This is a genomic window from Streptomyces sp. NPDC014907, assembly GCF_055562975.1.
The window spans coordinates 62,698-75,083 of the sequence record NZ_JBVHEG010000007.1 but is presented as its reverse complement, the minus strand read 5'-3'; the positions used below and the strand labels follow the sequence as shown (position 1 = coordinate 75,083).

10 protein-coding genes and 1 pseudogene are annotated in these 12,386 nt (G+C 74.1%); 5 read left to right on the top strand and 6 right to left on the bottom strand.

The window, feature by feature from the left end; translation table 11 throughout:
• Nucleotides 1-12: 12 nt before the first annotated feature.
• From ACZ3IL_RS19785 to ACZ3IL_RS19770, 4 genes and pseudogenes are all read right to left on the bottom strand, one after another.
• Nucleotides 13-430 (bottom strand): annotated as a pseudogene (locus ACZ3IL_RS19785) (TetR/AcrR family transcriptional regulator); the annotation flags it as partial.
• Between the two features lie 84 nt (nt 431-514).
• The gene (locus ACZ3IL_RS19780; RefSeq protein WP_467391723.1) at nt 515-1,828 is read right to left on the bottom strand and encodes a hypothetical protein; all 1,314 of its coding nucleotides are present in this window, start codon (nt 1,826-1,828) and stop codon (nt 515-517) included.
• A complete protein-coding gene (locus ACZ3IL_RS19775) occupies nt 1,825-2,655 on the bottom strand; it encodes a cupredoxin domain-containing protein (RefSeq protein WP_467391722.1) in 831 nt (276 codons plus the stop codon). Before ACZ3IL_RS19775 ends, ACZ3IL_RS19780 begins: the two co-directional genes overlap by 4 nt.
• The gene (locus tag ACZ3IL_RS19770) at nt 2,652-4,865 is read right to left on the bottom strand and encodes a right-handed parallel beta-helix repeat-containing protein (RefSeq protein ID WP_467391721.1); all 2,214 of its coding nucleotides are present in this window, start codon (nt 4,863-4,865) and stop codon (nt 2,652-2,654) included. The genes ACZ3IL_RS19775 and ACZ3IL_RS19770 overlap by 4 nt, the downstream gene beginning before the upstream one ends.
• A 175-nt stretch (nt 4,866-5,040) precedes the next feature.
• Between ACZ3IL_RS19770 and hmgA the strand changes: the two genes are divergently transcribed.
• The 4 genes from hmgA (at nt 5,041) to ACZ3IL_RS19750 (ending at nt 9,698) form a co-directional block, all read left to right on the top strand.
• On the top strand, nt 5,041-6,363 hold the full coding sequence (gene hmgA / locus ACZ3IL_RS19765) for a homogentisate 1,2-dioxygenase (protein WP_467391720.1): 1,323 nt from the start codon (nt 5,041-5,043) through the stop codon (nt 6,361-6,363).
• Between the two features lie 40 nt (nt 6,364-6,403).
• Nucleotides 6,404-7,153 carry a GntR family transcriptional regulator gene (locus ACZ3IL_RS19760; RefSeq protein WP_467391719.1) on the top strand — a complete coding sequence of 250 codons (750 nt, stop codon included), beginning with the start codon at nt 6,404-6,406 and terminating at the stop codon, nt 7,151-7,153.
• A 78-nt stretch (nt 7,154-7,231) separates the two neighbouring features.
• Complete coding sequence (locus tag ACZ3IL_RS19755) at nt 7,232-8,440, top strand: type ISP restriction/modification enzyme (protein WP_467391718.1); 1,209 nt, start codon at nt 7,232-7,234, stop codon at nt 8,438-8,440.
• A gap of 61 nt (nt 8,441-8,501) precedes the next feature.
• A complete protein-coding gene (locus ACZ3IL_RS19750) occupies nt 8,502-9,698 on the top strand; it encodes a CaiB/BaiF CoA transferase family protein (RefSeq protein WP_467391717.1) in 1,197 nt (398 codons plus the stop codon).
• 94 nt (nt 9,699-9,792) lie between these two features.
• On the opposite strand, the gene ACZ3IL_RS19745 is transcribed toward ACZ3IL_RS19750, so the two are convergent.
• Nucleotides 9,793-10,065 (bottom strand): hypothetical protein, encoded by a 273-nt coding sequence (locus ACZ3IL_RS19745; RefSeq protein ID WP_467391716.1) that lies wholly within the window; start codon nt 10,063-10,065, stop codon nt 9,793-9,795.
• Between the two features lie 357 nt (nt 10,066-10,422).
• Between ACZ3IL_RS19745 and ACZ3IL_RS19740 the strand changes: the two genes are divergently transcribed.
• Nucleotides 10,423-11,439: a serine/threonine-protein kinase gene (locus ACZ3IL_RS19740; protein WP_467391715.1), complete on the top strand. Its 1,017-nt coding sequence runs from the start codon at nt 10,423-10,425 to the stop codon at nt 11,437-11,439.
• Here the strand turns inward: ACZ3IL_RS19740 and ACZ3IL_RS19735 are convergent.
• Nucleotides 11,423-12,232: an SGNH/GDSL hydrolase family protein gene (locus ACZ3IL_RS19735; protein WP_467391714.1), complete on the bottom strand. Its 810-nt coding sequence runs from the start codon at nt 12,230-12,232 to the stop codon at nt 11,423-11,425. The genes ACZ3IL_RS19740 and ACZ3IL_RS19735 overlap by 17 nt on opposite strands.
• Nucleotides 12,233-12,386: the final 154 nt, after the last annotated feature.

Below are 12,386 nucleotides of genomic sequence, written 5' to 3'. Positions count from 1 at the left end.
CTCCGGCCTCCCCGGCGGGCAGGCCGAAGTCCACGAGCGCGAAACCGGGAACGGTCCGCTTCATCGCGATGAACTCGTCCAGGACACCGTCGATGGCTCCGCGCGCGTCGAGGAGCGGCGTCGAGGCGAAGCGTTCGGAGATCCGCTCGGCGTACCGGTCGAGGTTGCGGAGGGCGAGGGCAGCCACCATGGCCCGCTTGTTGCCGAAGAAGCGGTAGACGGAGCCGATGGGGACTCCGGCGCGAGCGGCGACGGCGCGGGTGCTCAACCGCTCGTACCCGGTCTCGTCGAGGAGCACGGCACAGGCGTCGAGGATGCGAGCGAGCCGTTCGGTGCTCCGCTGCTGCACGGGGGTGCGGCGGAGCAGCGGCGCGACCTGGGGACGGGGCTGGGGGTGGGTCTGGGGGTGGGTCTGGGGCACGGGGTCCATGATGCCGTCCGTCCGGGCCGGACGAGGGCGGGACTTCGGGTCGGACGGGGCTTCGAAGCCGGCTGGGCTTCGGGGAATCCGGTCTCAGGCGACGAGCAGGGCGATGCCTCCGAGGGTGTACACGATCATGAGGAGGAACAGGGGGAGTTGACCGGCGACGGCCCGGGCGGGCGGGAAGAGTCGCACGGACCGGTCGTGGGCCGCCACGACGCCGAGGACATGGCCGGTGACGACGGCCGCCACCTGGAGGGTTGCGAGCCCTCCGGGCCCCAGGGGTGGATCGAGGGGGGATGCAGAGTCCATACCCACCATCATCGTCACTATGCGTGGAGATTCAGTGACTAAGAGTGAGAAGTAGTGGGCAGTGAGATAACCGAGGGCGATGGGGAGCAGCGCATGGGCGAAGGAGGTGAGCGGAGTGGTGAGTCCACGGTCCATCAGACGCAGGACGCCGGCGCAGAGACCGTAACAGGCGGCGACGAGGGCGACGGCGGCGAGAAGACCGAGGGTGGCGGTGGGGACGGGGCCGAGGGGCGAGGTCTGGAGGGTGGTGATCCAGCGGGGGTTGTCGGAGAGGCCGTCGTAGGCGGTGGAGCCGAGGAGGACGCAGACGGTGGCGACGAGACCGGGGAGGCCGGGGGTGGAGTCGAGGCCGTTGAACGGAGAGCGCAGGACCAGTCGGCCGTCGGCCCGTCGGCCGAGCGGGGAGAGCCGGGCGAGGAGGGAGGAGTACACCTCGAAGGGGTCGGCGTGGGCGAACCACCGGTCGCCGTAGCGGGCGGCCCCCAGGAGCTGGAAGCCGGTGTGGACGGCGAGGGCGGTCAGGAGGACTGCGCGGGAGGTGTTGTCGGGGGCGACGAGTTCGAGCCAGGCGAAGAGGAGGAGTCCGGCGGCGGCGGGGCGGATGCCGAGGGCGGTGGGCAGCGGGCGGGGGGCGCGTGGTGGGTGGAAGGAGTGGAGGGTGCGCAGGGGATTGAGCAGGCGCCAGACGGGACCGAACAGGAGGGAGGCGGGGACGAGTCCGACCCAGAGGAGGACGTAGAGGGCGCCGGGAGCGGGGTTGAGGTCCGGATCGTCCGGTCCGAACAGGAGGTGCAGGAGGAGGACGAGGGTCACCGCGGCGCCGAGGAGACGGAGGGCGGCGCGGGTGACCGGGGCGTCGGCCGCCCGTTGCAGGGCGGCGGGGAGGGGGTGTCCGGCCAGGTCGCCCCGGAAGCGGGAGGAGGACCAGAGCAGGCCCAGGGCGAGGAAGGAGACGAGGAGCGCGGTGAGGGCGCCGGCGTAGGCGTAGAAGGGCGAGAGGGGGAGGTCGTGCCGGGAGCCCACGCCGTGGGCGAGCGGAAGGGTCGGGACGGGGGCATGGGCGGGGGCGAGGAGGGAGGTGAGGGCTCCGTTCATCGGACGACGAGTTGGGTCAGCACGAGTCCGGACTCGTGCGTCTCGACCTCGAAGAGACCGGTGCGGTCCACCGTGAGGACGAGGGACGCGGGCGTACCGGGCGAGAGGGGCAGCTCACGGTCGTAACCGTGGACGTGGAGGGTGTCGGCCCGGTCGCTGGTGACGCGGAGGGTGAGGCGTTCGCCCTTCTTCAGCTCGATCCGGGAGGTGGGAGGACGGACGGTTCCGTCGGTGATGGCGAGGGTGACGGTCCGGCCGGGCGCGGTGGGGCGCGGGGGCGGCGGCGTGGTCGTGGCGGGGGCGTCGCCCAGGCGGACGGTGGTCTGGACGGGGGCGCCCGCAACGGCCCAGACGGTGTGGTCGTCCGCGTGGAGCCGGACGGTCAGGGTGTGGCCGCCCGCCGGTACGTACCCCCAGGGGCCGTACAGACGGCCGGTCTCGCGGCCGTCCACCAGGAGACGGGCGTGGCCCCGGCCGGGGAGTGCCGCGCCGCCGGTGCTCTCGGGGGTGAAGCGGAACCTCTCCGCGGTGAGGTGGACGTTCCAGCCGCCCTCGGGATCGGGCCGCGCCTCGGCCCGGACGGTGGGCGCGTCGGCGGCGGGAAGTTCCCGGAGCCGGTGCCCGGCTCCGTCCCGGGCCGGAAGCAGGGTGCCGTTTCCGCCGGTGGCCTCCTGGTGACTGGTGCCGGGTTTGTGGTGGGTGGTGGCCCGGCCGCCGCAGCCCGCGAGGGCCGGGGCGGCGAGCAGGGCGAACGTCAGGCAGAGGCCGGCGAACCTGCGGCCGGGAACCCTGTGGGAGGGGAACCGGGTCCCGTACGCGCGCGTCATGACGTCTCCTCCCCGTGCGGCCGGGTGTCGGCGGGCGGGGATGCCGGGCCGGACCCGTACCCGGACCGGATTTCGGCCCCGACCCCGGCCTCGCTCCCGGCCCCGACTCCAACCCCAGCCCCAGCCCCAGCCCCAGCCCCAACTTCGGCCCCAGCTTCGGCGGCCGTGTCGGTTCCGGGTTTCGCCCCCCGTTCCGGCCTTCCGTCCGGAGTGCCCGCGCTCGACGCCACCACCGCCCAGAGGACCCAGACGCAGGCGAGGAGGAGACGGAGCCAGGCGGGGCTCAGGGGGATGCCGGGAATCATGAGGACCGCCTTGTCGAAGGCGTCGAGGAGGGTGAGGGCGCCGAGGGCCAGGGTGACCCGGGCGAAGACGGGCCGGGCGGGCCGCAGGGCGAGGGCGAGCAGCGTCCACCAGACACCGGTGAACAGCAGCGCGAGGGCCGGGACGACGGTCGGGGTCAGGGTGAGCGTCGCGCCGGCCACGTCCATGGCGAGGCCGGCCAGACCGACGAGGGTGGCCGCGCCCGCGAGCCGGTCGCCGCGCAGCCGGCGCCACCACAGGGCGCCGCCGGTGAGGGCGAGGACGAGGGCGCCGGTGAGGGCGAGCTGGACCTCGACGCGCTGGAGGCCGCGGGCGCCGTACCAGTCGCAGCCCGCGGGGAGGCGGCGCGTCCGGACGTCGTAGTCGGCGCAGACGAGGAGTTGGGCGAGTTTGACCGGTTCGCCGACGAGGCGGTCGGTGGCGCCGGAGACCTCGCCCCGGCGGGCCCCGCACCGGGGCAGGGCGCCGGGGGAGCTCGCGCCCGCGTCGGCCTGCCAGCAGTTGCCGCCGCCCTGGCCGTCCCACCAGACGTCGGTGCGGTTGGGGCGGGAGGCGCCGGACCGGTCGACACCGAGGTGGTTGCCGGCGTAGCGGTTGTGGTGGGAGGTGTCGGTCTGCTTGCCCCAGGCGGACTCGCCGCGGACGAAGGCGGGGACGGCGTTCAGGTAGAAGGCCGCGCGCTGGTGGCCGTAGACCCAGTTGTCCTCGTAGAGGTTCCAGTTGCCGCCGGCGGTGATGACGCCGGTGCCGGGCGGCATGGAGATCTGGGGGCAGACGACGCCCTGTTCGTAGCCGCGTTCGGCGGGCGGTCTGGCGCAGGTGCCGTCGGCGACGTACGGGTAGTAGTTCTGGTTGTTGTCGTGGATCAGGTTGCGTTCGAAGTGGGCGTGGTTCTGCGGGAGTCCGGGGTGGCCGGGGAAGGCGGAGTCCATGGAGGCGCCGCCCATGTTGTGGTCGAACTCGTTGTCGTGGGCCCAGACCGAGTCACCGGCGGTGCCGGAGTAGCCGACCATGTTGTGGTGGCTGCGGCAGCCGGTGATCTCGATGGAGTGGCGGGGGACGTCGTAACCGCGGCCGTCGTTGATGTTCGAGGCCGAGCCGGGGTAGATGCCGGAGTCGCCGTTCCCGTAGGACTCGCAGTTCTTGTAGAGGCCGTGGTCCGAGGCGAAGGTGAGGAAGCCGTACTCGTCGTTCCAGCGGGTGAGGACGTCGTCGATGACGAAGCCGTCGGCGGCGAGGACGTACAGCGAGTTGAAGGTGGTGCGCTGGGCGGTGAAGTTCCGGAAGTAGACGCCGTCGGAGCCGTCGGCCCGGATCGCGTTGAGCTTCCGGTACCCGGCGTCGACCACGACGTCGAGACGGGACGCGCCGGTGCCCTCGATCTGGAGGTCCTTCTTGCCGAGGATCGCTACCAGGTTCTGGTTGTGGGGGCACTGCCGCTGCTGCTCGTAGCCGAGGATCTGGTAGCCGAGCGCGGAGACGGGTGCGTCGAGGGAGGCGCAGGCCCCGGTGGGCGGGGGCTGCGAGGGCTCCTCCTCGTAGAGCCCGGGGAGCAGCGCGATGGTGAGCCCGGGACGGTCGACGGCGTCGACGGCCTGCTGGAGGTGCCGGTACCCGGAGGCGGCGCAGTGCTCGAAGAGGGCGAGGTTGCGGGCCTTGAGGGCGGCGGGGAAACCGGAGACCCGGCGTTCGAAGTCGGCCCGGTCGGTCTTGCAGACGAGGAGGTCGGGTTCGCCCGTGCGGAGCTTCGGCACGCTGCCGGAGCCGTCGGGGAAGGCGACGGGCCGCTCCTCGTGGGCCTGGGCCCCGGGTGCGGCGAACAGGGCCGCCGTGAGCGCCGCGAGCACGACGGAGAGGGCGAGGACGAACCTTCGGGTTCGGGACATGCGCGTGAGAGTAGAGCATTGTTCATCTTTTTTGACCCCCTCGCGCACGCACCGGTTTCCGCCCCGTGAGCGCGCCGGCCCGCGGCGCCTCCGGCGGCCCCCCGTTGACGGGAGCCGCGCGGAATCCTACGGTCAGCCATAGGATTCCCTTGCGGGCTCAGGACAGGAGCGGGCGATGAACACGGAGCAGGCCAGGAAGACGGCCGAGGCGCTCACCTACAGCACCGGTTTCGGCAACGAGCACGGCTCGGAGGCGGTCCCCGGCGCGCTGCCGCACGGCCGCAACTCCCCGCAGCGCGCACCCCTCGGCCTCTACGCCGAGCAGCTCAGCGGCAGCGCCTTCACCGAACCCCGGTCCCACAACCGCCGTTCGTGGCTCTACCGCATCCGCCCGTCGGCCGCGCACCCGGCGTACACCCGGATCGACAACGGCGCGCTGCGGAGCGCTCCCTTCACCGAGACCGTGCCCGATCCCAACCGGCTGCGCTGGGACCCGCTGCCCGACCCGGCGCCGGGCACCGACTGGCTGGCCGGCCTGTGGACGCTCGGCGGCAACGGCGACGTGACCCAGCGCGCCGGCATGGCCGTGCACCTCTACCACGCCAACGCCCCCATGGAGCGGGTCTTCGGCGACGCGGACGGCGAACTCCTGATCGTCCCCGAGCGCGGCGGCCTCCTCCTGCGCACCGAACTGGGCCTGCTCGCCGCCCGCCCCGGCGAGGTCGCCCTGATCCCCCGGGGGGTCCGCTTCCGCGTCGAACCGCTCGACGGGACGGCCCGCGGGTACGTGTGCGAGAACTACGGTGCCCCCTTCCAGCTCCCCGACCTCGGTCCGATCGGCGCCAACGGCCTGGCCAACGCCCGTGACTTCCGGGCCCCGGTAGCCGCCTACGAGGACGTCGAGGGGCCGGTCGAGGTCGTCAACAAGTACTGCGGCAACCTCTGGTCGGCGACGTACGGGCACTCCCCGCTGGACGTCGTCGCCTGGCACGGCAACCACACGCCGTACGTCTACGACCTGCACCGCTTCAACGTCATCGGGTCGATCTCGTACGACCACCCCGATCCGTCGATCTTCACGGTGCTCACCTCGCCCTCCGACACCCCGGGCCTCGCGAACGTGGACTTCGTGGCCTTCGCCCCGCGCTGGCTGGTCGGCGAGGACACCTTCCGGCCGCCGTACTTCCACCGCAACGTGATGAGCGAGTACATGGGCCTGATCGAGGGCGCGTACGACGCGAAGACCGCCGGGAAGGGGGGGTTCGTTCCGGGCGGCGGCTCGCTGCACAGCATGATGTCCGCGCACGGACCGGACCGGGAGACCTTCGACAGGGCCAGTGCCGCCGAGCTGAAGCCGCAGAAGATCGACGACGGCCTCGCCTTCATGTTCGAGACCCGCTGGCCGGTGACGGCGACCCCGCAGGCCGCGAACGCCGACCATCTGCAGAAGGGGTACGACGACGTGTGGCAGGGTCTGGAGCGCCACTTCCGGCCGTAGCATCCCGGCCACACGCCCGCAGCACTCGTACGGAGGACCCGTGACCGCCTTCGCTCCCGACTCGCTGGTCCTGAACCGCAAGCTGCCGCTCTGGTACCAGGTCTCGCAGTCGCTGCGCGCCTCGATACTGGGCCGGGCGCCGGACGCCTCGCTGCGGCTGCCCACCGAGGAACAGCTCGCGGCCCACTACGGCGTGAGCGTGCTGACGATGCGCCAGGCCCTCAAGGAGCTGGAGGAGGAGGGCCTGATCAGCCGGCACCGGCGGCGCGGCACCTTCATCGAGCCGGGCGCCCGCCGTTCCGCCCCGCGCCGGCTGCTCGGCTCGATCGACGCGATCGTGGCCCAGCAGTCGGGCGAACGGACGACGGTCCTCGGGTACGGCACCGTGCCCGTGCCCGGGGAGCTGGCGGAGTACTTCCCCGGCGTGCCGGAGGTCGTGGCGTACCGGAGGCTGCGCAGCGACGGCGAGAGCGGAGAGCCCACGAACTGGGCGGAGAACGCCGTGCTTCCCGCGCTCGCCGGTGCCATCGACCCGGCCGACCTGGAGCGCTGGCCGATGACGAAGGTGCTGCGGGACGTGGTCGGGGTGCGGATCAGCCGCATCACGGACACGGTCGAGGCCCGTCTCGCCGACCCGGAGACGGCCGGGCTGCTCCGGGTCCCGCTGCTCTCCCCGATCCTCCACTACACGGGAGTGACCTACGACGAGGACGGCAGGGTCGTCGACGTGGCGCGCATCCGCTACCGGGGCGACCGGTTCTCCTTCACCGTCACGGTCGAGGCCGACTGACCACCGGTCCGCAGCGGCGCGGAACGGCCGGCCGTCGCCTTCCGTACCGGTGGAGGCCCACCGACGGCGGTCGTTAGCATGCGGGGCGTGACGGATGACGCCCGGCCGCAGGACGCGCCCCTCCTCGACGAGTTGATGCCGTGGTCCGTGGCCCCGCCCCGGTTCGGCCGTTCCTGGATCGTCGCTCCCGACGTACGGACGCTGCGGGCCCGCTGGGACCGGCTGGCGGCCTCGGAGGGGGCCGAGCGGGAGGCGCTGTTCCGGCCCAGCAGGGCGCGGACCCCGGAGAGCGCGGTGGCCTCGCTGCCCGGACAGCGGACCGGGACCGCGCGGTTCGCCCGCGAGCCGGGTCCGTGCCCGGAGCCGGTGCGGGTGGCGCACGGGCCGTTCGACGAGCAGTGGCTGCTCCCCGACCACCGGCTGATCGACTCCGCGCGGCCGGAGCTGTGGCGGGTCGCCGGGGAGCCGCAGCTCTTCGCCGTCGAGCAGGGGTACGGGGCGGGAACGGCCGGCCCTCCGCTCCTGGTGACGGCCGCCCTGCCCGGAGGGGACTCCCCGGCGGACCGGCGGGGGCGCGTCCGTCCGCTGTTCCGGCGCCCCGGCGGACGCGAGCCCAATCTGGCGCCCGGACTCCTGGCCTTCCTCGGGGAGCGGTACGGACCCGGGGCCACCCCGCACGACTGGCTGGCGTGGACGGTGGCGGCGGCCCGCCCCTCCCCCGCCGGGTGCCGCGTTCCGCTCCCCGCCGGCCGGGAGGCCTGGGCGGCGGGCGTGGCCCTCGGCCGGGAACTGGCCGACGTGCAGCTGCGCGGCGCCCTGAGCGGCACGAGACCGAGACTGCCCGGCGGGCGCCGTCCCTATGTGCGGGCGGCGGTCCCGGCGCGGCCGACGGCGATGGCGTACGACCCCGGGGACGAGGCGCTGGACCTCGACGGGGGCCGCGTCTCGCCCGTACCGGTGGAGGCGTGGGAGTTCCGGGTGGGCGGGGCGCGGGTCCTGGAGCGGTGGTTCGCGCGCCGCACCGCTCCCGTGGAGCCCGGCTCCCTGGAGGCGATCCGCCCGGCCGCCTGGCCGCAGGAGTGGACCTCGGAGCTGCTGGACCTGATCACCGTGCTCGCGCTGCTCGGCGCGCGGGAGCCGGAACGGGCGGCCCTCGCCGTGGGGACGGCCGGCGCGGCGGAACTGCGGGCCGCCGGGGTGCTGCCGCCGCCGGCCGGGACCCGGCGCCCCGCGTCCGTACTGGACCATCGGGAGGAGGGGCCGGAGGGGCAGTGCGCGCTCCTGTGACCGGCGGGGTGACGCACCTCCCGGTGACAGGGACCGGCCCGGCAGGATAGGCAGGACGGTCATGAGCACTCAGCCACTCCCCCTCGCGGGGGTCACGGTCGTCACCGTCGAGCAGGCGGTCGCCGCCCCCTTCGCCACCCGGCAGCTCGCCGACCTCGGCGCCCGCGTCGTCAAGATCGAGCGCCCCGACGGCGGCGACTTCGCCCGGGGGTACGACACCGCCGCCCGGGGCCTCGCCTCGCACTTCGTGTGGTGCAACCGGGGCAAGGAGTCGGTGGCGCTCGACCTCAAGGACCCCCGGGGCCTGGCCCTCGCCCGGCGGCTGACGGCGGGCGCCGACGTCTTCGTGCAGAACCTCGCGCAGGGGGCCGCGGCCCGCCTGGGCCTCGACGCCGCCACCCTGTGCGCGGCGCACCCCCGGCTGATCGCGGTGGACGTCTCGGGGTACGGGGCGGAGGGACCGTACGCGCACCGGCGGGCGTACGACATGCTCGTCCAGTGCGAGGCGGGGCTGGTGTCGGTGACCGGCACCCCGGAGCGCCCCGTCAAGTCGGGTGTCCCGGCGGCCGACATCGCCGCCGGGATGTACGCCTTCGCGGGCGTCCTCGCCGCTCTCGTGCGGCGCGGCACGACCGGTCTGGGCGGACCGGTGGAGGTCTCCCTGCTCGACTCGCTCGCCGAGTGGATGGGGCACCCGCTGCACCACGGGATGCACGGGGGCGCGGCCCCGGCGCGCACGGGGCTCGCACACGCGGTGATCGCCCCGTACGACGCCTATCCGACGGTGGACGGGACCCTGGTGCTGCTCTCCGTGCAGAACGACCGGGAGTGGCGGCGGCTCGCCGGGCAGGTCCTCGGCCGGCCCGGCCTGGCCGACGATCCGGCCTTCGCGACGAACGCGGCGCGGGTGGCCGGACGGGCGGCGACGGACGCGGTGGTCGCGGAGGCCCTGGCCCCCCTGACGGCGGCCGAGGCGCTGGCCCGGCTCGACGCGGCGGGCATCGCCTGCGCCCGGCTCAACTCGGTGGCGGAGCTGGCGGACCATCCGCAGCTGACGGCGCGCGACCGGTGGCGGGAGGTGGGGTCACCGGCCGGGCCGCTGCGGGCGCTGCTTCCGCCGATCGTGTTCCCGGGCGCGCCGGAAGCGCGGATGGACCGGATTCCGGCCCTCGGTCAGGACACGGACGCGGTGCTCGCCGAACTCGGGCTGGACGGGGCGGAGGTGCGGGCGCTCCGGGACGAGGGCGTGGTCGCCTGACGGAGGGGACCGGAGGGGCGCGGACACGGCTGTGCGCCGGACGGGTGGGGACACGTCCGGCGCGGTCGCCGTCGGGGCCGTGCGGGCGGCCGGATCAGTGACGGGTGCCGAAGAGCGAACGGCGCAGGCGGCGGAGCGGGGCGAAGAGCGAGACCCGCGCGCTGCGGCTGCGGTGTCCGCGCATCGGCGTGTCGTGCGTGCGCGCCGTCAGTTCCCGCATCAGCAGGGTCGCCTCGGCCGCCTCGCGCTGGGGCACGGCGGGTCCGCCGAGCACCGCGAGATGGCGGTCGAGCCGCGAACTGGTCGCGCTGCTCCCGCAGGTGATGGCAGGCACTCGCGGCCTGCTGCGCATTGCTATCTGTTCCATGTCACTCCCCACCCGTACAAGGGCACCCGACCCGGGCAGGCTAACCCTATCGCCCCGTCGTCACACTCGTGTATCCCGGCGACGGGATTCGACGCATCCGTACGGGGGTTGACAATCACCCTCCGAATTCATCTGATTCCAGGGTGACTTGGACAGGCATCGAACACCTGTCGAATCGTCACGAACCATCCTGCACTCCGGCGCGACGGGCGCGGGCACGGAAGCCCGTGTGATCTCCACCACCAAGATCCTTCACCGGGCTCCGCCGCCGGGACGCGCCGCCGGGAGCCACCGGCGGGCCCCGCGGGCGGCCGCGACACCGGAGCGGGGAGGACGCCCCTCGGCTACCGTGGGGCCATGACGGTGATCGCGGGTCGTTACCGGCTTCTGGACGTCCTGGCCGAGGGGGCGACGGGCACCGTCCGGCGCGCCCTGGACGAGACGGACGGCCACGAGGTGGCCCTGAAGGAGATCCGGGTCCCGCCCGGCACCGCGGCGCCCGGGGCGCCTCCCCCTCTGGCCCGCCTGGAGCGCGAGGCGCGGGCCGCCGCCCGGATCTCCCACCCCTGCGTCGTACGGGTCCTCGGGGTGGTCTCCGGGAACGGCCGGCCCTGGGTCGTGACGGAGCTGGTCCGGGGCCTCTCCCTCGCGGAGGCCCTGGAGGCGGACGGCCCCCTGCCCCGGCGGGAGGCGGCGCGCGTCGGCGCCGAGGTCCTGGCCGGGCTGCGGGCCGCGCGGGAGGCGGGCGTTCCGCACCGGGGCGTGCGGCCGGACCACGTCCTCCTGGGGAACGACGGCCGGGTCGCCGTCACCGGCTTCGTCACCGGCCTCGGCGGCGGGCCCGACGGGGACACGGACCCGGCGGCCGACCTGCGTTCCCTGGGCGCTCTCCTGGAGACGGCCTCGGACGACCGGTCCGGGCCGCTGGGCGCGGTGGTCGACGCGCTCCTGCGCGCGGAGCCGGGGGGCTCCGGCTCCACGACGGCGGACGGGATCGAACGCGAGCTGCGCCGGATCGCCGGGGGCGGGACGGGGACGGGCGCGGCGGACCCCGCGGGGGCGGGGGCGGGGACGGAGGCGTCCGCCCCTCTCCCCGGCGCCCACGGGGACGGCGGCGGTGACGCGCGCGGGGCGCGCGGCGCTCCGGCGGAGCGGGACGGCGGAACGCCCCGGCGGAACGCGTCCCGCCGCACGCGCGTCCTGGTGGCGGGGATCGTCGGGGTACTGCTGATCGCGGGAGCGTTGACGTACCACTGGACGCGGGACGGCGGACGGGGCGCCGGGCCGGGTGCGCCGGGCGGTGTCACGAGCACCGCTCCGGCCGGTTCCGGCGCCACGGGGGCGGACGGCGAAGGGGTTACGCCGCGTTCCTGAAGGGGGGCAGGTAGCCGCCGGACTGCCCGGCGGCGGTCGGGTGGTAGGACTCCCCGATGTTCAGCCAGTTGACGCTGTGCAGCCAGGCGGAGCCGGAGCAGATCTCGTGGCCGGTGAAGGCGGAGACGACGCCGGCGAAGGTGAAGCCGTGGTCGGCGGCGCGCTTGGCGATGGCCGCGTTGAGGTGGTCGGAGGCTCCGTTGATGGCCTGGCGCTCGCCCTCGCTCAGGCCGGCCACACAGGTCCCGCCGAGCTGGTAGAAGCGCGGGTAGCCGAGGACGACCACCCGGGCGTTGGGGGCCTTGCTGCCGATGGCGTTGTACACGGAGTCGAGCTTGCCGGGCAGGGTCGAGTCGACGTAGGCCTTGGCCTGATTCACTCGGTTCACGCAGGTGGATTCGGACTGCAGCACACAGGTCGTCATGACGTCGGCGAAACCGGCGTCATTTCCCCCGATCGTGAGGGAGACCAGGTCGGTGGCGGCCGAGAGGGGGCCGAGCTGATTCGCGGTCACATCACCCGTTCGGGCGCCCGAGCAGGCGGTGAAGGCGAACGAGGCGGGGGCGTTCGCGTTCTTCCAGAGGACGGGGTACGCCTTCGTGGACCGCTTGCAGTTGCCGCTGGCGCTGTCGTAGCTGCCGGCGCCGACGCCGGAGGAGTACGAGTCGCCCAGGGCCACGTAGTCGACGGCCGCGGCGGTTCCGGCGGCCTGTGCGGCGCTCGCCCCGGTGAGGGCGAGGACGGCACCGAGCAGGAGCGAGGACGAGAGGGCGGTGAATCGGGTGAGTCTCATGGGACCTCCTGTAGCAGGATCTCTGCGCTACCAGGTAGTAGCAGCGGAATCGCCCGGCTGGAAGTGTTCATGCCAAAAGCAGGGGTGAAGGACTGGTGAACCCCCCTTGTGGAGCAACCGGTTTAGGCCACTACGGGAACCGGAAGGTCCGCTC

Coding starts and splice junctions, on each gene's coding strand:
- ACZ3IL_RS19745 (WP_467391716.1), bottom strand. CDS start 10,065: ATGGAACAGATAGCAATGCGCAGCAGGCCGCGAGTGCCTGCCATCACC.
- ACZ3IL_RS19770 (WP_467391721.1), bottom strand. CDS start 4,865: ATGTCCCGAACCCGAAGGTTCGTCCTCGCCCTCTCCGTCGTGCTCGCG.
- ACZ3IL_RS19735 (WP_467391714.1), bottom strand. CDS start 12,232: ATGAGACTCACCCGATTCACCGCCCTCTCGTCCTCGCTCCTGCTCGGT.
- ACZ3IL_RS19750 (WP_467391717.1), top strand. CDS start 8,502: ATGAGCACTCAGCCACTCCCCCTCGCGGGGGTCACGGTCGTCACCGTC.
- ACZ3IL_RS19740 (WP_467391715.1), top strand. CDS start 10,423: ATGACGGTGATCGCGGGTCGTTACCGGCTTCTGGACGTCCTGGCCGAG.
- ACZ3IL_RS19755 (WP_467391718.1), top strand. CDS start 7,232: ATGCGGGGCGTGACGGATGACGCCCGGCCGCAGGACGCGCCCCTCCTC.
- hmgA (WP_467391720.1), top strand. CDS start 5,041: ATGAACACGGAGCAGGCCAGGAAGACGGCCGAGGCGCTCACCTACAGC.
- ACZ3IL_RS19780 (WP_467391723.1), bottom strand. CDS start 1,828: ATGAACGGAGCCCTCACCTCCCTCCTCGCCCCCGCCCATGCCCCCGTC.
- ACZ3IL_RS19775 (WP_467391722.1), bottom strand. CDS start 2,655: ATGACGCGCGCGTACGGGACCCGGTTCCCCTCCCACAGGGTTCCCGGC.